This is a genomic window from Nocardioides sp. (assembly GCF_035547795.1).
Lineage (GTDB): Bacteria > Actinomycetota > Actinomycetes > Propionibacteriales > Nocardioidaceae > Nocardioides.
The window spans coordinates 1-17,017 of record NZ_DASZUF010000159.1 but is presented as its reverse complement, the minus strand read 5'-3'; the positions used below and the strand labels follow the sequence as shown (position 1 = coordinate 17,017).

17 protein-coding genes are annotated in these 17,017 nt (G+C 71.0%); 13 read left to right on the top strand and 4 right to left on the bottom strand.

The features are described from left to right. Positions 1–588 (top strand): FAD-dependent oxidoreductase (locus VHA72_RS10755; RefSeq protein WP_325575053.1); only part of this gene is annotated, 588 nt, incomplete at its 5' end. Between the two features lie 92 nt (positions 589–680). Here the strand turns inward: VHA72_RS10755 and VHA72_RS10750 are convergent. Further along, positions 681–2,054, bottom strand: coding sequence for an aspartate aminotransferase family protein (locus tag VHA72_RS10750; protein WP_325575051.1), 1,374 nt, complete (start codon positions 2,052–2,054; stop codon positions 681–683). Between the two features lie 145 nt (positions 2,055–2,199). Between VHA72_RS10750 and VHA72_RS10745 the strand changes: the two genes are divergently transcribed. Continuing rightward, positions 2,200–3,639 carry an aminobutyraldehyde dehydrogenase gene (locus VHA72_RS10745; protein ID WP_325575049.1) on the top strand — a complete coding sequence of 480 codons (1,440 nt, stop codon included), beginning with the start codon at positions 2,200–2,202 and terminating at the stop codon, positions 3,637–3,639. Between the two features lie 37 nt (positions 3,640–3,676). Continuing rightward, positions 3,677–4,885 carry a saccharopine dehydrogenase family protein gene (locus tag VHA72_RS10740; RefSeq protein ID WP_325575047.1) on the top strand — a complete coding sequence of 403 codons (1,209 nt, stop codon included), beginning with the start codon at positions 3,677–3,679 and terminating at the stop codon, positions 4,883–4,885. Positions 4,886–4,936: 51 nt separating this feature from the next. Here the strand turns inward: VHA72_RS10740 and VHA72_RS10735 are convergent, their stop codons facing one another. Continuing rightward, positions 4,937–6,319 carry an NAD-dependent succinate-semialdehyde dehydrogenase gene (locus tag VHA72_RS10735; RefSeq protein WP_325575045.1) on the bottom strand — a complete coding sequence of 461 codons (1,383 nt, stop codon included), beginning with the start codon at positions 6,317–6,319 and terminating at the stop codon, positions 4,937–4,939. A gap of 174 nt (positions 6,320–6,493) precedes the next feature. Between VHA72_RS10735 and dxr the strand changes: the two genes are divergently transcribed. From dxr to VHA72_RS10705, 6 genes are all read left to right on the top strand, one after another. Next, positions 6,494–7,597, top strand: coding sequence for a 1-deoxy-D-xylulose-5-phosphate reductoisomerase (gene dxr, locus VHA72_RS10730; protein WP_325575042.1), 1,104 nt, complete (start codon positions 6,494–6,496; stop codon positions 7,595–7,597). Further along, the gene (locus tag VHA72_RS10725) at positions 7,594–8,937 is read left to right on the top strand and encodes a M50 family metallopeptidase (RefSeq protein WP_325575040.1); all 1,344 of its coding nucleotides are present in this window, start codon (positions 7,594–7,596) and stop codon (positions 8,935–8,937) included. Before dxr ends, VHA72_RS10725 begins: the two co-directional genes overlap by 4 nt. Before the next feature lie 18 nt (positions 8,938–8,955). Next, positions 8,956–10,101, top strand: a complete 1,146-nt coding sequence (gene ispG / locus VHA72_RS10720) for a flavodoxin-dependent (E)-4-hydroxy-3-methylbut-2-enyl-diphosphate synthase (protein WP_325575038.1) — start codon at positions 8,956–8,958, stop codon at positions 10,099–10,101. A gap of 20 nt (positions 10,102–10,121) precedes the next feature. Next, positions 10,122–10,967 carry a GNAT family N-acetyltransferase gene (locus VHA72_RS10715; RefSeq protein ID WP_325575036.1) on the top strand — a complete coding sequence of 282 codons (846 nt, stop codon included), beginning with the start codon at positions 10,122–10,124 and terminating at the stop codon, positions 10,965–10,967. A gap of 16 nt (positions 10,968–10,983) precedes the next feature. Then, positions 10,984–11,349 carry a DoxX family protein gene (locus VHA72_RS10710; protein WP_325575034.1) on the top strand — a complete coding sequence of 122 codons (366 nt, stop codon included), beginning with the start codon at positions 10,984–10,986 and terminating at the stop codon, positions 11,347–11,349. Between the two features lie 160 nt (positions 11,350–11,509). Continuing rightward, entirely contained in the window at positions 11,510–13,276 is a 1,767-nt protein-coding gene (locus VHA72_RS10705; protein ID WP_325575032.1) for a proline--tRNA ligase, read from the top strand. A 223-nt stretch (positions 13,277–13,499) separates the two neighbouring features. Here VHA72_RS10705 and VHA72_RS10700 read toward each other — a convergent pair whose 3' ends face one another. Both VHA72_RS10700 and VHA72_RS10695 read right to left on the bottom strand, forming a co-directional pair. Next, entirely contained in the window at positions 13,500–13,925 is a 426-nt protein-coding gene (locus tag VHA72_RS10700; protein ID WP_325575030.1) for a DUF4439 domain-containing protein, read from the bottom strand. After that, entirely contained in the window at positions 13,922–14,389 is a 468-nt protein-coding gene (locus VHA72_RS10695) for a hypothetical protein (protein ID WP_325575028.1), read from the bottom strand. Before VHA72_RS10695 ends, VHA72_RS10700 begins: the two co-directional genes overlap by 4 nt. Positions 14,390–14,684: 295 nt before the next feature. Between VHA72_RS10695 and rimP the strand changes: the two genes are divergently transcribed. From rimP to VHA72_RS10675, 4 genes are all read left to right on the top strand, one after another. Next, positions 14,685–15,173 carry a ribosome maturation factor RimP gene (rimP, locus tag VHA72_RS10690; protein WP_325575026.1) on the top strand — a complete coding sequence of 163 codons (489 nt, stop codon included), beginning with the start codon at positions 14,685–14,687 and terminating at the stop codon, positions 15,171–15,173. Beyond that, positions 15,173–16,150, top strand: coding sequence for a transcription termination factor NusA (nusA, locus tag VHA72_RS10685; protein WP_325575024.1), 978 nt, complete (start codon positions 15,173–15,175; stop codon positions 16,148–16,150). The genes rimP and nusA overlap by 1 nt, the downstream gene beginning before the upstream one ends. 53 nt (positions 16,151–16,203) lie before the next feature. After that, entirely contained in the window at positions 16,204–16,503 is a 300-nt protein-coding gene (locus VHA72_RS10680; RefSeq protein WP_325575022.1) for a YlxR family protein, read from the top strand. Positions 16,504–16,637: 134 nt separating this feature from the next. Then, on the top strand, positions 16,638–17,017 hold a 380-nt coding region (locus tag VHA72_RS10675; RefSeq protein WP_325575020.1), incomplete at its 3' end, for a translation initiation factor IF-2 N-terminal domain-containing protein.

Here is a 17,017-nt window from a genome sequence, read left to right as displayed (position 1 = left end):
GAGCCGCTCACCGACGAGCAGTGGGAGGAGCTGGGCTGGACCGACGGCTACGGGCTGGGCGACTACTCGCCGGTCTTCGTCTACTCCCGCACCACCCGCGACCGCCGGATCCTGTGGGGCGGCTACGACGCGGTCTACTTCTACGGCTCGCGGACGTCCCCGTCCTACGAGGCGCGGCCGGAGGTGCACGAGCACCTGGCGGGGCTGTTCCGAGAGCGGTTCCCCCAGTTGGCGTCGCTGCGCTGGGACTACCGGTGGGCGGGCGTGATCGACACCTGCAGCAGGTTCTCGGCGTTCTACGGCACCTCGCACCGCGGCAAGGCGGCGTACGCCGTCGGCTACACCGGGCTGGGCGTGGCCGCCTCGCGCTTCGGCGCCCAGGTCATGCTCGACCTGCTGGCGGGGGAGTCGACCGAGCGCACCCGGCTCCGGATGGTGCGCGAGCAGCCGCTGCCGTTCCCGCCCGAGCCGGTGCGCTGGGCCGGCATCTCGCTGACTCGGCGGGCGATGGTGAAGTCCGCCCGCACCGGCCGCCGCGGCCCCTGGCTGAGCCTGCTGGACCGCCTCGGCCTGGGCTTCGACTCCTGACGAACCTGACCGGGCACCTGACGTTCCGCGCGCCGTATCGGCGTGTCCCCGTGCAGAACGTCAGGTGCCCGCGGCCCCCGGAGTGAAGTTCCCTAGATCAGTCCGGCGCCCTTCTCCAAGACGACCCGCAGGATCTGGGTCATCTCGTCGAAGTGGGACTGGTCGCAGATCAGCGGGGGAGCGACCTGGATGACCGGGTCGCCGCGGTCGTCGGCCCGGCAGTAGAGGCCCTCGGAGAAGAGCGCCCCGGAGAGGTAGCCGCGCAGCAGTCGCTCGGACTCGTCGTCGTCGAAGGACTCCTTGCTCGCCTGGTCCTTGACCAGTTCGATGCCGTAGAAGAAGCCGTCGCCGCGCACGTCGCCCACGATCGGGATGTCCTGCAGCGACTCCAGCGCCGCCCGGAACGCTCCCTCGCGCTCCCGCACGCCCTCGAGGATCTGCTCGTCCTCGAAGATCTGCAGGTTCTTCAGCGCCACCGCCGCAGAGACGGGGTGACCGCCGAAGGTGTAGCCGTGGTAGAAGGTGTTGGTGCCCTGCCGGAACGGCTCCATCAGCCGGTCGGAGGCGATCATCGCGCCGATCGGGGCGTAGCCCGAGGACAGGCCCTTGGCGCAGGTGATGATGTCCGGCTGATAGCCGTAGCGCTCCGCGCCGAACATGTAGCCGAGCCGGCCGAAGGCGCAGATGACCTCGTCGGAGACCAGCAGGACGTCGTACTCGTCGCAGATCTCGCGCACCCGCGCGAAGTATCCCGGCGGGGGCGGGAAGCAGCCGCCGGCGTTCTGTACCGGCTCCAGGAAGACGGCGGCGACGGTGTCGGGACCCTCGTACTCGATCGCCTCGGCGATCTGGTCGGCGGCCCAGCGGCCGAACGCCTCCTGGTCCTCGGCCACCCAGGCCGGCGCGCGGTAGAAGTTCGTGTTCGGCACCCGGAACGTCGAGGGCACCAGCGGCTCGAACGGCGCCTTGAACGCCGGCAGCCCGGTGATCGACAGGGCACCCTGGGTGGTGCCGTGGTAGGCGTACTGGCGGCTGAGCACCTTGTGCTTGCCGGGCTTGCCGACCAACTTGAAGTAGTTCTTGGCCAGCTTCCAGGCCGACTCGACGGCCTCGCCGCCGCCGGTGGTGAAGAAGACCCGGTTGAGGTCGCCGGGGGCGTACGACGCCACCTTCGCGGCCAGCTCGATCGCGGCCGGGTGGGCGTAGGACCACAGCGGCATGTACTCCAGCTGCTTGGCCTGCTCCGCCGCGGCCTCGGCCAGGTCGGCGCGGCCGTGGCCGAGCTGGCTGGTGAACAGCCCGCCGAGGGCATCGAGGTAGCGCTTGCCCTGTGCGTCCCAGATGTAGGGGCCCTCGCCCTTGACGATGATGGGGATGTCGCTGGCCTGGTAGACGGAGTGTCGCGCGAAGTGGAGCCAGAGGTGGTCCTTCGCGGCCTGCTGCAGCTGGTCGTAGTCCATGCCCATGCAGACCATGGTCGTCGTCGTTTCGCCAAAACGCAAGCGAATCCGTTGCTCATCCGCGTACATGGAGCGGAATCAGTTGTGTCTGGCAGAAGTGGCGATGGTCGCCATGTAGCGAGCGCTTCGTACGTCGCGCTACAGTGCCGGTGTGAGGACCTTCTCCAACATCGTCGGCGGGCGCCTGGTCGAGGCCGCCTCCGGCGCGACGTACGACGTGGTCGACCCTGCGACCGGCGCGGTCTACGCCCAGGCGCAGCGCTCCGGTCCCGAGGACGTCGACCGCGCCTATGCCGCCGCCGCAACGGCGTTCGAGGGCTGGCGGGAGACCACGCCGCGGGAGCGCTCGCAGGCGCTGCTGCGGATCGCCGACGCGCTGGAGCGGCGGGCGGAGGAGTTCGCCGCCGTCGAGGTCAGGGACACCGGCAAGCCCTATGCGCTCACCCTGAGTGAGGAGCTGCCGCCGACCGTCGACCACCTGCGCTTCTTCGCCGGCGCGGCCCGGATCCTGGAGGGCCGCAGCGCCGGGGAGTACCTGGCCGGCCACACCAGCTGGATCCGGCGTGAGCCGGTCGGCGTGGTCGGCCAGGTGACGCCGTGGAACTACCCGCTCAACATGATGAGCTGGAAGATCGCGCCGGCACTGGCGGCCGGCAACACGGTGGTGCTCAAGCCGAGCGACACCACGCCGGCCAGCAGCGTGCTGCTCGCCGAGCTCGCCCAGGAGTTCCTGCCGCCGGGCGTGCTCAACGTCGTCACCGGCGACCGCGACACCGGGCGCGCCCTGGTGGCCCACCCGGTGCCGCAGATGGTGGCCATCACCGGCTCGGAGCGGGCCGGCGTGGAGGTGGCGATCGCCGCCGCGGCCGACGTGAAGCGGGTCCACCTCGAGCTGGGCGGCAAGGCGCCGGTGGTGGTCTTCGACGACGCCGACATCGCCGGTGCCGTGGCCGGCATCGCCGCGGCCGGCTTCTTCAATGCCGGCCAGGACTGCACCGCCGCGACCCGCGTGCTGGTCCAAGACGGTGTCCACGACGAGTTCGTGGCCGCGCTCGCCGAGGCGGCCCGGGCCACCCGGACCGGCCTCCCGTACGACGAGGGCATCGCCTACGGCGCCCTCAACAACCCGGCCCAGCTCGCCCGGGTCGAGGGCCTGGTCGACCGGCTGCCCGACCACGCCGGCATCGCCGCGGGCGGCGTACGCGCGCAGGTGAGGGGCGGCGAGGGCGGCTACTTCTACCAGGCCACTGTGCTGTCCGGCCTGCACCAGGACGACGAGCAGATCCAAGACGAGATCTTCGGCCCGGTCATCACGGTGCAGCGCTTCACCGACGAGGCCGAGGCGCTGCGGCTGGCCAACGGCGTGCGCTACGCGCTCGGCTCCAGCGTCTGGACCCGCGACCACGCCACCGCGCTGCGGGTGAGCAGCCGGCTCGACTTCGGGGTGGTGTGGGTCAACACCCACCTCCCGTTCGTGTCCGAGATGCCGCACGGCGGCTTCAAGCACTCCGGCTACGGCAAGGACCTGTCGCTGTACGGCCTGGAGGACTACACCCGCATCAAGCACGTGATGAGCTACACAGGAGAGTGAGATGACCAGCACGGACACCGGATCCGATAGCCCGGCGATGAGGATCCTTCTCGTCGGAGCGGGCGGTGTGGGGGCGGCGTTCGCGTCGATCGCCGCCCGCCGCGACTTCTACGAGTCGATCGTCGTCGCCGACTACGACGCGGCCAGCGCCGAGCGGGCCGCCGGGGCCGACGCCCGGTTCTCCTGGGCGCAGCTCGACGCCGGCGACGTGGACGCCATCGTGGCGCTCGCCCGCGAGCACCGAGTGACGCACGTGATGAACGCCGTCGACCCGCGCTTCGTGATGCCGGTCTTCGAGGCGGCCCGGATCGTCGGCGCGCACTACCTCGACATGGCGATGTCGCTCTCCCAGCGCCACCCGGAGGAGCCCTACTCCAAGACCGGCGTGATGCTCGGCGACCAGCAGTTCGCCCAGCACCACCTGTGGGAGGCGGGAGACCGGCTGGCGCTGGTCGGCATGGGCGTCGAGCCCGGGCTGGCCGACGTCTTCGCCCGGTACGCCGCCGACCGCGACTTCTCCGAGATCGACGAGCTCGGCGTTCGCGATGGCTCCAACATCACCGTCGAGGGTTACGAGTTCGCGCCGTCGTTCTCGATCTGGACCACCATCGAGGAGTGCCTCAACCCGCCGGTGGTGTGGGAGAACGGCACCTGGCACACCACCGAGCCGTTCAGCGACCCGGAGGTCTTCGACTTCCCCGACGGCATCGGCCCGGTGGAGTGCGTCAACGTCGAGCACGAGGAGGTTCTCCTCATGCCGCGCTTCGTCAACGCCAAGAAGGTCACCTTCAAGTACGGCCTCGGCGACGAGTTCATCGGCGTCCTCAAGACGCTGTCCAAGCTCGGCCTGGACAAGACCGATCCGGTCGAGGTGCGCTCTGGCGCCGGCGTGGTCGAGGTCAGCCCGCGCGACGTGGTCGCCGCGCTGCTGCCCAACCCGGCCAGGCTGGGGCCGCAGATGCACGGCAAGACCTGCGCCGGGCTCAAGGTCACCGGCCTGGACAAGGCTGGCCGACCGGCGGCCAAGTACTACTACCACGTGGTCGACAACCAATGGTCGATGGAGGAGTACGGCCACCAGTGCGTGGTGTGGCAGACCGCGATCTGCCCGGTGGTCGCGCTGGAGCTGATGCAGCGCGGCGTGTGGCAGGGCGCCGGGGTGCTCGGCCCGGAGGCGTTCCCGGCCGAGCCGTTCCTGAACCTGTTGGTGGAGTACGGCAGTCCCTGGGGCGTCAAGGACCTCTGAGCAACGTGAGCCGGCCCGCGCTGCCGCGCCAGCGCGGGCCGCACGTCCGGGCTACTTCTCGATGTAGAAGAGCCGCTTGTTGAGGAACTCGTCGATGCCCAGCGGGCCGAGCTCACGGCCGAAGCCGGAGCGCTTGGTGCCGCCGAAGGGCAGGTCGGCGCCCTCGCCGGCCGGTGTGTTGACGTTGGCCATGCCCACCTCGAGTCGACGGGCGACCTGGACCGCGCGCTCCTCGTCGGTCGACCAGACCGCGCCGCCCAGGCCGTAGTCGACGGCGTTGGCCAGCTCGACCGCCTCCTCGTCGGAGGAGACCTTGTAGACCACCGCGACCGGGCCGAACAGCTCCTCCTTGTAGGCCCGCATCTCGGGCGTGACCCCGGTGAGTACGGCGGGGGAGAGGTAGGCGCCGTTCTCCGACAGCTCGCCGCCGACCAGGGTGGCGCCCTTGGCGACGGCGTCGTCGAGCTGGGCGCGCAGGTTCTCCGCGGCCTTGCGGGAGACCATCGGCGAGTAGGCCTCGTCGGAGTCCCAGTTGTCGGAGCCCTTGGTCCGCGGAACCATCGCGGTGGCCCGCTTGACCAGGCTCGCGACGAAGTCGTCGTACACATCGTCCATCACGATCATGCGCTTGTTGGAGTTGCAGGCCTGGCCCACGTTCTCCATCCGGGTGGCCCAGGCGGTCTCCGCGGCCGCGTCCACGTCGGGCGTGTCCAGGATGATGTAGGGGTCGGAGCCACCCAGCTCGAGCACCACCTTCTTCAGGTTGCGGCCGGCCTGCTCGGCCACCGCGGTGCCGGCCCGCTCCGAGCCGGTCAGCGAGACGGCGCGCAGCCGCGGGTCGGCGATCATCGCGGCCACCTGCTCGTGGGTGGCGAAGAGGTTGGTGTAGACGCCCTCGGGAACGCCGGCGTCGTGCATGATCTGCGCGATCGCCAGCGCGGAGGTGGGGCAGTTCTCGGCGTGCTTGAGGAGCACGACGTTGCCGGCGACCAGGTTGGGTCCGGCGAAGCGGGCGACCTGGTAGTAGGGGTAGTTCCACGGCATGATCCCGAGCACCGGGCCGATCGGCAGGTGCTCGACGTACGCCGCGGCGTGGCCCGGTAGCGGCCGGTCGGCCAGCAGCTCGGGGCCGTTGTCGGCGTAGTAGCCGAAGATGTCGGTGCAGAACTCCGCCTCGCCCTTCGCCGCCGAGGGCCGCTTGCCCATCTCGGTGGTGATCAGCTCGGCGAGCGCGTCGGCGCGCTCGGTGAACAGCTCCGCGACCCGCTTCACGATCGCGGCACGCTCCTGGACCGGGCGAGCGCTCCAGGCGGTGTAGGCGGCGCTCGCGCCGGCCAGCGCCTGCTCGACCTCGGCATCGGTGGCGAAGGGGAAGCTCTGCAGCACCTCGCCGGTGGCGGGATCGGTGACCTGGTACGGCGGGGTCTGGGTCATCACGTGCTCCTCTCGAACGGGCGAAACGCTGATCTGCGTCCTGCCTCGAGTCTAGGGCGACGGGATCCGTTGCCGGGAGGGCTGGGACGCGACGAATCCGTCGTTGCGGCGTGTCGGTGACACCGGCGTGTCGCGCATGCTGCACCTGTGCCCCGATGCTGGGAGGATGAGTAGGTGCGCGACCTCGTCATCCTCGGCTCCACCGGCTCCATCGGCACCCAGGCCCTCGACCTGGTGCGGCGCAACCCCGACCGCTTTCGGGTGGTCGGGCTGACCGCCGGCGGCGGGCATCCGGAGCTGTTCGAGCAGCAGGTCGCCGAGTTCGCTCCGGCGTACTCGGGTCTGGGCGAGGAGGCCAGCGTCGAGGCCGCCGCGATGAGCGCCGACGTGGTGCTCAACGGCATCACCGGCGCCGTGGGCCTGCGCCCCACCCTGGCCGCGCTGGACGCGGGCAACACCCTCGCGCTGGCCAACAAGGAGTCCCTGATCATGGGCGGCCCGCTGGTGCTCGAGCGCGCCAAGCCGGGCCAGATCGTGCCGGTCGACTCCGAGCACTCCGCGATCGCGCAGTGTCTGCGCGGCGGCGCGCCCGACGAGGTTCGCCGGCTGGTGCTGACCGCCAGCGGCGGGCCGTTCCGCGGCCGCAGCCGGGCCGACCTGGCCGGCGTCACGGTGGCCGAGGCGCTCAACCACCCGACCTGGGACATGGGGCCGGTGGTCACCATCAACTCCGCCACGCTGGTCAACAAGGGGCTGGAGGTGATCGAGGCTCATCTGCTCTTCGGCATCCCGTTCGACCGGATCGAGGTCGTGGTGCACCCGACCAGCGTGGTGCACTCGATGGTGGAGTTCGTGGACGGCTCGACGCTGGTGCAGGCCAGCCCGCCGACCATGCTCATCCCGATCGCGCTCGGCCTGGCCTGGCCCGACCGGGTGCCCGACACCGCGCCGCCGGTCGACTGGACCAGGGCCAACACCTGGGAGTTCCTCCCGCTCGACGACGAGGCGTTCCCGGCGGTGCGCCTGGCCCGCCGGGCCGGGGAGCGCGGCGGCACCCTGCCCGCCGTCTACAACGCCGCCAACGAGGTCTGCGTGGAGGCGTTCCGGGCCGGCCGGCTGCCGTTCACCGGCATCGTGGACGTCGTCGAACGTGCCGTTGCCACCGCCCCCGACGTACCCTCGGAGAAGAGCCTGAGCGTCGAGGACATCCTGGCCGCCGACGCCTGGGCCCGCACCACCGCCACCGACCTGATCACCAGCACGATCGGACCTGCATGACCGCCCTCTTCTACCTCGTCGGCGTCGTCCTGTTCGTCGTCGCGATCCTGGTCTCGATCGGCCTGCACGAGCTGGGCCACATGATCCCGGCCAAGGCCTTCGGCGCGAAGGTGACTCAGTACTTCATCGGCTTCGGGCCGACGGTGTGGTCGCGGCGCAGGGGCGAGACCGAGTACGGCGCCAAGGCCGTCCCGCTGGGCGGCTACGTCAAGATCGTGGGCATGCTCCCGCCCGGCGCGGAACAGTCCGAGGAGCAGTCCGACGAGCTGCGGGTGCGCAAGTCCAACACCGGCATGTTCACCCAGCTCATCTCCGACGCCCGTGCGGCCGAGTGGGAGCAGATCACCCCCGAGGACGCGCCGCGCCTGTTCTACCGGCTCAGCTGGTGGAAGAAGGTGATCGTGATGGCCGGCGGCCCGACCGTGAACCTGCTGATCGCGTTCTTCGTCTTCCTCGGCATCTTCGGCATCTACGGCTCCCATCAGCTGGTGCCCGATTCCGGCCGTCCGGTCATCGACACGGTCAGCCGCTGCGTGATCCCGTTCGACCGCGCGGACCAGTCCTGCCGGCCCACCGATCCGCCCAGCCCGGCGTACCAGGCGGGGCTGCGGCCGGGCGACGTGATCACCTCGTTCAACGGCGTCGCGGTCACCGGCTGGAACCAGCTGCGCTCGCTGATCCAGCACAACGACGCCGGCACGGCCGTGATCGGCTACACCCGCGACGGTGTGGCCCGCACCGGCACCACCAGCACCACCGTGGAGGCCCGCCCGGTCTCCGACACCGACCAGACGCTGCGTCGGGTCGGCTTCCTCGGCGTCGCGCCGACCTCGCACGACCAGGTCACCCACGGCGGCGCGATCTACACGCTGCGTCAGATGGGCTCGATGACCCGCGACTCCGTGGTGGCGCTGGCGCATCTGCCGGTCCGGGTGTGGGGCGTCGCCGAGGCGATCGTCGGTGCCAAGCAGCGCGCCGCCGACAGCCCGGTCAGCATCGTGGGCGGTGGCAGGATCGCCGGCGAGACGATCTCCGACACGTCGTTCCCGCTGGGCGATCGGGTCGCCGGCCTGCTCATGCTGGTGGGCGGCTTCAACCTGTTCATCGGGTTGTTCAACTTCGTCCCGCTGCTGCCGCTGGACGGCGGCCACATCGCCTCGGCGCTGTGGGAGGCGATCCGACGCGGGTTCGCGCGGCTGCGCCGGTTGCCCGATCCCGGCTACGTCGATGCCGCCAAGCTGCTGCCGATCGCCTACGTGGTGGCCAGCTTCCTGCTGGTGATGGGCGTCGTGCTCGTCGTCGGCGACCTCGTCGTACCCGTTCACCTTCCCGCCGAGTGAGAGGTTTACCCTGCAGCCATGACTTCCCTGGGCATGCCGACGGCACCCGCGCCGGTGCTCGCGCCGCGCCGTAAGACCCGTCAGATCCAGGTCGGCAAGGTCGGGGTGGGCAGCGACTTCCCCATCTCGGTGCAGTCGATGACGACCACCCTGACCGCCGACGTCAACGCCACCCTGCAGCAGATCGCGCAGCTGACCGCCGCCGGCTGTGACATCGTCCGGGTGGCCTGTCCGAGCCAGGACGACGCCGACGCACTGCCGGCCATCGCGCAGCACAGTCAGATCCCGGTGATCGCCGACATCCACTTCCAGCCGAAGTACGTCTTCGCCGCCATCGAGGCGGGCTGCGCCGCGGTGCGGGTCAACCCCGGGAACATCAAGAAGTTCGATGACCAGGTCAAGGAGATCGCGCAGGCCGCCAAGGACCACGGCACCGCGATCCGGATCGGCGTGAACGCCGGCTCGCTCGACAAGCGACTGCTGGAGAAGTACGGCAAGGCGACTCCCGAGGCGCTGGTCGAGTCGGCCGTGTGGGAGGCGAGCCTCTTCGAGGAGCACGACTTCCACGACTTCAAGATCTCGGTCAAGCACAACGACCCGGTCGTCATGGTGCGTGCCTACGAGCTGCTCGCCGAGCGCGGCGACTGGCCGCTGCACCTTGGCGTGACCGAGGCCGGCCCGGCGTTCCAGGGCACCATCAAGTCGGCCACCGCGTTCGGCGCGCTGCTGTCCAAGGGCATCGGCGACACCATCCGGGTCTCCCTCTCCGCTCCGCCGGTGGAGGAGGTCAAGGTCGGTATCCAGATCCTGCAGTCGCTGAACCTGCGCCCGCGCAAGCTCGAGATCGTCTCCTGCCCCTCCTGCGGCCGTGCCCAGGTGGACGTCTACACCCTCGCCGAGCAGGTCACCGCTGGTCTGGACGGGCTCGAGGTCCCGCTGCGCGTCGCGGTGATGGGCTGCGTCGTCAACGGTCCCGGCGAGGCCCGGGAGGCCGACCTCGGCGTCGCCTCCGGTAACGGCAAGGGCCAGATCTTCGTCAAGGGCGAGGTCATCAAGACCGTGCCGGAGTCGAAGATCGTCGAGACCCTGATCGAGGAGGCGATGAAGATCGCCGAGGGCATGGAGGCGGTCGACGGCGCGGCGCCGTCGGTCAGCGTGGGCTGAGGCCCCATTAGGGTGGGCACGTGCTCACCACGCGTCAGGGAATCCGGCCACTCGGCCCGGCCGACCTGGACGCCTTCCTCGAGCTGACCGCGCGCGACCCGGTGGTCAACGTCTTCGCCGACTACCGCGCCCGCACCACCTCCCTCGAACCGCGCTGGCTCGGCGGCGAGGTGTGGGGCCGCTGGGTCGGCGGTGAGCTGGTCGCGGCCTGCCACGTCGGCGCCAACCTGGTGCCGGTCGGCGCCTCGGAGGACGACGCGCGCGCCTTCGGCGAGCGAGCTCTCGCCCGCGGCCGCACGGTGTCGACGCTGGTTGGCCCCTCCGATGCGGTGCGGGAGTTCTGGAACACCGTGGCGGGTTCGTGGGGCACCCCACGCGACCAGCGCTGGGTGCAGCCGCACCTGGTGCTCTCGCACGATCCCGCGATCGCGCCGGACGAGGAGGTACGGCGCACGGTCCGCGCCGACCTCGACGAGCTCTACCCGGCCTGCGTCGCGATGTACACCGAGGAGGTCGGCGTCTCCCCGGAGGCCGGCGGCGGTGGTGACCTCTACCGCGCCCGCGTGCTGCAGCTGATGAGCCGGGGCTGGTCCTTCGCCCGGTTCGAGGAGGGCCGGCTGGTCTTCAAAGCAGAGGTGGCGTGCGCCTCGCCGTACGCCGCGCAGATCCAGGGCGTCTACGTGGTGCCCGACCGGCGCGGCGAGGGCCTGGCCACCCGCGGGATGGCGGCCGTGGCGGCGATCGTGCGCCGCGAGATCGCCCCCAGCGTCTCGCTCTACGTCAACGAGTGGAACACCCCCGCCCGGCGCGCCTACGAGCGGGTCGGGTTCGTGCAGACCGCGACGTTCTCCACGGTGATGTTCTGAGCGCTAGGGTCGCCGCATGAGTCTGCCGCTGAGCGCCAGGATCGTGGCCGCCGCCTTCACCGTGAGCGGCACCGCGCACCTGGCCAAGCCCGAGGTGTTCGAGTCGCTGATGCCGCGGTGGCTGCCCCGGCACCGCGAGGTGATCGTGGGCAGCGGGGTGCTCGAGCTGGCCTGCGCCGCGGGCCTCGCCGTACCGGCCACGCGGCGGTGGGCCGGCTACGCGAGCGCCGCGCTGCTGGTCGCCATCTTCCCGGGCAACGTCACGATGGCGCTCGACGCGCGAGGCACGGGCAAGCCGGCCTGGCAGGCGGCCACCTTCGCTCGGCTGCCGCTCCAGGTGCCGCTCATCCGGGGCGCTCTCAAGGCGGCCCGCTCCGCCTGACGGTTCGCCGAGGTATGCGCCGAGGTATGCAGGGCAACCGTCACTTCCCGGCTGGAGTTCGGCGCGGGAGGCGTCGGTTGGTCGGCGTACCTCGATGAGCATGCGGCGCCGCCCGCAATCCGGTTCGCGTGCACCGTGGGCCCACCATTAGCCTTGGCCCATGCTGGCCCGGATGTCGACCCTGTTCCTGCGGACCCTCCGGGAGGACCCGGCGGACGCCGAGGTGCCGAGCCACAAGCTGCTGGTCCGCGCCGGCTACATCCGCCGGGCCGCGCCGGGCATCTACACCTGGCTGCCGCTGGGCCTGCGGGTGCGGGCCAAGATCGAGCAGATCATCCGCGAGGAGATGGATGCCATCGGCGCCCAGGAGGTCTCCTTCCCGGCGCTGCTGCCGCGGGAGCCCTACGAGGCGACCAACCGCTGGACCGAGTACGGCGAGGGCATCTTCCGGCTCAAGGATCGCAAGGACGGCGACTACCTGCTGGGCCCGACCCACGAGGAGATGTTCACCCTCCTGGTCAAGGACCTCTACAGCTCCTACAAGGACCTGCCGCTGAGCCTCTACCAGATCCAGACCAAGTACCGGGACGAGGCGCGGCCGCGGGCGGGCCTGCTGCGCGGGCGCGAGTTCACCATGAAGGACTCCTACTCCTTCGACGTGGACGACGCCGGCCTGGACGTCAGCTATCAGAAGCACCGGGACGCCTACATCCGCATCTTCGACCGGCTCGGCTTCGAGTACGCGATCGTCAAGGCGACGGCGGGCGCGATGGGCGGCTCGAAGTCGGAGGAGTTCCTGGCCAAGGCGGCGGTGGGCGAGGACACCTACGTGCGCTGCACGCACTGCGACTACGCCGCCAACGTCGAGGCCGTTCAGGTCCGCCCGCCGGCTCCGCAGCCGTACGACGACGTCCCGGCCGCCCATGCCGAGGCCACTCCCGGCACGCCGACGATCGAGACTCTGGTCGACCACCTCAACCAGGCGTTCCCGCGCGCCGACCGACCCTGGACCGCCGCTGACACCCTCAAGAACGTGCTCGTCACGCTCAAGCACCCCGACGGCAGCACCGAGCCGCTGGCCATCGGCCTGCCCGGCGACCGCGAGGTCGACCAGAAGCGCCTGGAGGGCCAGCTCGAGCCGATCGAGGTCGTCCCGATGGACGAGGCCGAGCTGCGTAAGCACCCCGGCCTGGTCAAGGGCTACATCGGCCCGGCCGCGCTGGGGGAGAAGAGCGACTCCGGCATCCGCTACCTGGTCGACCCGCGCGTGGTCGAGGGCACCCGCTGGGTGACCGGCGCCAACGTCGAGGGCAGCCACGTGCTCGACCTCGTCGCGGGCCGCGACTTCACGCCGGACGGCACTATCGAGGCCGCCGAGGTGCGCGACGGTGACGCCTGCCCGAACTGCGCCGAGGGCCGCCTGGAGTCGGCCAAGGGCATCGAGATGGGTCACATCTTCCAGCTCGGCCGCAAGTACGCCGACGCCCTCGACCTCAAGGTCCTCGACGAGAGCGGCAAGCTCGTCACCGTCACGATGGGCTCCTACGGCATCGGCTGTACCCGCGCGGTCGCCGCGATCGCCGAGGGCACGCTGGACGAGATCGGGCTGTGCTGGCCGCGCAACGTGGCGCCGTACGACATCCACCTGGTCGCCACCGGCAAGGACGAGGCCGTGTACGCCGCCGCCGAGCAGCTGGCCCGCGAGCTCACCGAGGCCGGCGTGGACGTGCTCTACGACGACCGGCCCAGGGTCAGCCCCGGGGTGAAGTTCAAGGACGCCGAGCTGATCGGCATCCCGACCATCGTCACGGTCGGCCGCGGCCTGGCCGACGGCGTGATCGAGGTCAAGGACCGCCGCTCCGGTGAGCGCAGGGACGTCGCCGTGACCGAGGCGGCGGCTCACCTGACCGCCCTGGTGAACGCCTGACGAATCTGCATCTTTGTGCAGTGCAACTAGGTGAAGCCGGCGCCCTATGCCGGTCCAGCCGTTCTCGTTGCAGACTTATGCACGAGGCGAGCGGCACCAGTCCCCACACCCCCAGACGCTCGTCTCGACAGGCCTCGTGTCCGGGCCTGCGCGGTCCGCGAGCCGGCGGTTCCGGGGAACGTCTCGGGAGTTCCTCGTAACCGTCCGGCCCGCGGACCGGCTGCTATTTCGGGTCGATCCCCGGCAGCGTCGTCGGCCTCCCGCCGAAGCTCAGCTCCCGCACCGCGGTGTCCGCCAGCCACGCGATCGCGCGGGAGCGATCGGAGCCGGTGGTGCGCGCGACCAGGTCGCCGTACCCGATCGCGGCGGTCTGCTCGGCGACCAGTGCCGCGGCGGTGACGCCGGCGGCGGTGTCGAGCCCCCCGGGCAGCGTGTACGCCGGAGCCGCGCCGGGCGGCGCCGGGTCACCGAGCTCGGCCAGCCGGTCGGCCAGCAGATCGCGGGTGGCCCGGTGGAAGTCGTAGGCAGTGCGCAGCGCGTCGGCCAGCGCACCCGGCGCCGTACGGCTGCGCAGGGCCGCGAAGAGGTAGACGGCGCCGTGCTCGGAGGCGAGCGCGGCGCGCAGCGCCGCCTGCGGTGAGGTGCTCATCCGGCCAGCTCCGCGGTGCGCTGGCCGATCGCGGCGGCCATCGAAGCGAGCAGGCGGGCCAGCTCGGGGTCGTGCGCCGCGACCGCTCGGGTGGTGATCCGCCGCGCCAGCGCCGTCTCCCGCGCACGCACCTGCCCGGGCACTTGGTCCTTGTCGAGCGGAGCCGCGGTGCCCGGCGACGGCGTGGCCGCGAGCGCGCGCAGGTGGGCCTCGTGCAGCGCGACCAGGTCCGCGACCACCGGCTGCGAGCCGGCGTAGGGAGAGATCGCGGCGCGCACGTCCTCGATCGCGCGGGCCACCGCGGCCACGGCCGCGGCGTCCGGGTTGGGCGGTGCCGGCGGAGTCGTCTCGGGGGCGCGCAGCCGGTCGACCGCGTCATCCACGCGCCCCGAGCAGGCGGTCAGGAGCGGCAGCAGGACCAGCGCGCCCAGCGCGGTACGACGAGAGGCGCGCGGTGGTGTCACGGCGATGACCTTAGAGCCTCCGCCGGTCCTGGGCCGAGCCGCCGACACCCCGGGGCCGGCAGCCGCCACCCCGGGGCCGGCAGCCGCCACCCCCAAAGTGTCACCGTGACACCTTGCGCGTGGGGTGACACTTCGGAGGTATCACCCGTGACGTGAACTATCACGGTGACACTTTGGCGGGGCGCGGCGTGGTGGCCGCGTGGCGGGGAGCCGCGAGGACCACGTCTCGGCCTCCGACCCGCTAGGGTTGTCGTTCACAACTGCACCCCACAACAGGATCCAGGAGGACGCCATCATGAGCGGACCCGGCGCGCTCGAGGCGCGACTCGACGCGGCCCTCACGGACCCGCTGCGTGCCCTGGGCCTCGACCTCGAAGCCGTCGAGCTGACTCCGGCCGGCAAGCGCCGCGTGCTGCGCGTCGCGGTCGACAAGGACGGCGGTGTGACCCTGGACGACATCGCGGACGCGACCCGGGCGGTCAATGCCGTCCTGGACGCCGACGACGACCTGATGGGGGAGCAGCCCTACACCCTCGAGGTGACCTCCCGCGGCGTCGATCGGCCACTCACCCTTCCCCGACACTGGCGCCGCAACAAGGGCCGGCTGGTGAAGGTGACGCTGGTCGAGGGCGGTCAGGTCACCGCCCGGATCGGCGCGAGCGACGACGAGGGTGTCACGCTGGTGGTGGACGGCAGCGAGCGCCGTACCGCCTATCCGGACATCGCCAAGGCGCTGGTGCAGATCGAGTTCAAGAGGATCGACGACGAGGCAGGAGAGGCCTGATGGATATCGACCTGAGCATCCTGCGGATGCTGGAGCGGGAGCGGGAGATCTCCTTCGACGTGCTCGTCGAGGCGATCGAGCAGGGCCTCCTCACCGCGTACCACAAGACCCCCGGCGCCCAGGAGCGCGCTCGGGTCGAGCTGGACCGCAAGAGCGGGCACGTGCGTGTGCTCGCCGCGGAGCTGGACGCCGAAGGCAACCAGATCGGGGAGTACGACGACACGCCCGACGGGTTCGGGCGCATCGCCGCCACGACCGCGAAGCAGATCGTGCTGCAGCGGCTGCGCGACGCCGAGGACGACGTGAAGTTCGGCGAGTTCTCCGGCAAGGAGGGCGACATCATCTCCGGGGTGATCCAGCAGGGCCGCAACCCCGAGGACGTGATGGTGGACCTGGGCAAGCTGGAGGCGCTGCTGCCGGTCAGCGAGCGGGTCCCGGGCGAGCGCTACGAGCACGGCACCCGGATCAAGTGCCTGGTGATGAGCGTGCGCAAGGGCATGCGCGGGCCGCAGATCACCCTGTCGCGCAGTCACCCCAACCTGGTCAAGAAGCTGTTCGCCTTCGAGGTCCCCGAGATCGCCGACGGCACCGTCGAGATCGCCGCCATCGCCCGCGAGGCCGGCCATCGCACCAAGATCGCGGTCCGGGCCACCGCGCCCGGCGTCAACGCCAAGGGCGCCTGCATCGGACCGATGGGGCAGCGGGTGCGCCAGGTGATGGCCGAGCTGCACGGCGAGAAGATCGACATCGTGGACTGGTCCGACGACCCGGCCACGCTGGTCGCCAGCGCGCTCTCGCCGGCCCGGGTGACGTCGGTGGAGATCGTGGACGCGGCGGCCAAGTCCGCGCGGGTCGTCGTACCGGACTACCAGCTGTCGCTGGCGATCGGCAAGGAGGGCCAGAACGCCCGCCTGGCCGCTCGACTGACCGGTTGGCGCATCGACATCCGCAGCGACGAGGAGTCGACGGAGGGCTGAGAGGCTCTCCCGGTTCGATATCGGCTGGCGCGAGGCGGTAGAGTTGTCTTCCGGTGGCACGCTTTGACGACCTGACCTCGACCGGCCCTGTCCGGACCTGTATCGGGTGTCGGAAGCGGGCCGCCAAATGTGAGTTGCTGCGGGTCACCGCGGGCCTCCACGAGGGCTCTCCAGCCGTCGTGCCGGACCCGTCGGGAGCCGCACCTGGGCGCGGGGCGCACCTGCATCCCACCCGGGAGTGCTACGACCTCGCGGTGCGCCGCAGGGCGTTCACCCGTGCACTGCGGTGCGAGGGTGGGCTGTCCGCGACGCCCGTGGGCGAGTACCTCGACTCGCTGACATTGATCGCCTGACCAGGAACTGGAGCACGAGCTCATGAGCACTCGATGAGTACCTCGCGATGAGCGCCCTCCGCTGCTTGCGCAGCACCAACCACTAACGGTCACAGAGGATCCCCGAACCCGGGTCTGTGGCCAGAAGGAGAATTGTGGCCAAGACCCGAGTTTCCGAACTCGCCAAGAAGTACGGCATCACCAGCAAGGAAGCGCTGGAGAAGCTGAACGCGATCGGCGAGTTCGCCAAGACCGCGTCCTCCAGCATCGAGCTGCCCGCGGTGAAGAAGTTCGAGGCGACGTACGGCGCGGACCTGCTCGCCAGCGCGCCCAAGGAGCAGCCCGCGAAGGCTGCCGAGAAGCCGGCTGCCAAGCCTGCCGCGACGCCCGCGGAGCAGGCTGCCGAGAAGCCGGCCCCGGCCGCCCCGGCGCGGCCCGCGGCGCCCAAGCCCGGGCCCGCTGCCAAGCCCGCGCCCAAGCCTGCGGCCGAGGCGCCCGCCCCGGCTGCTCCCAAGCCGGCTGCGCCCGCCGCCCC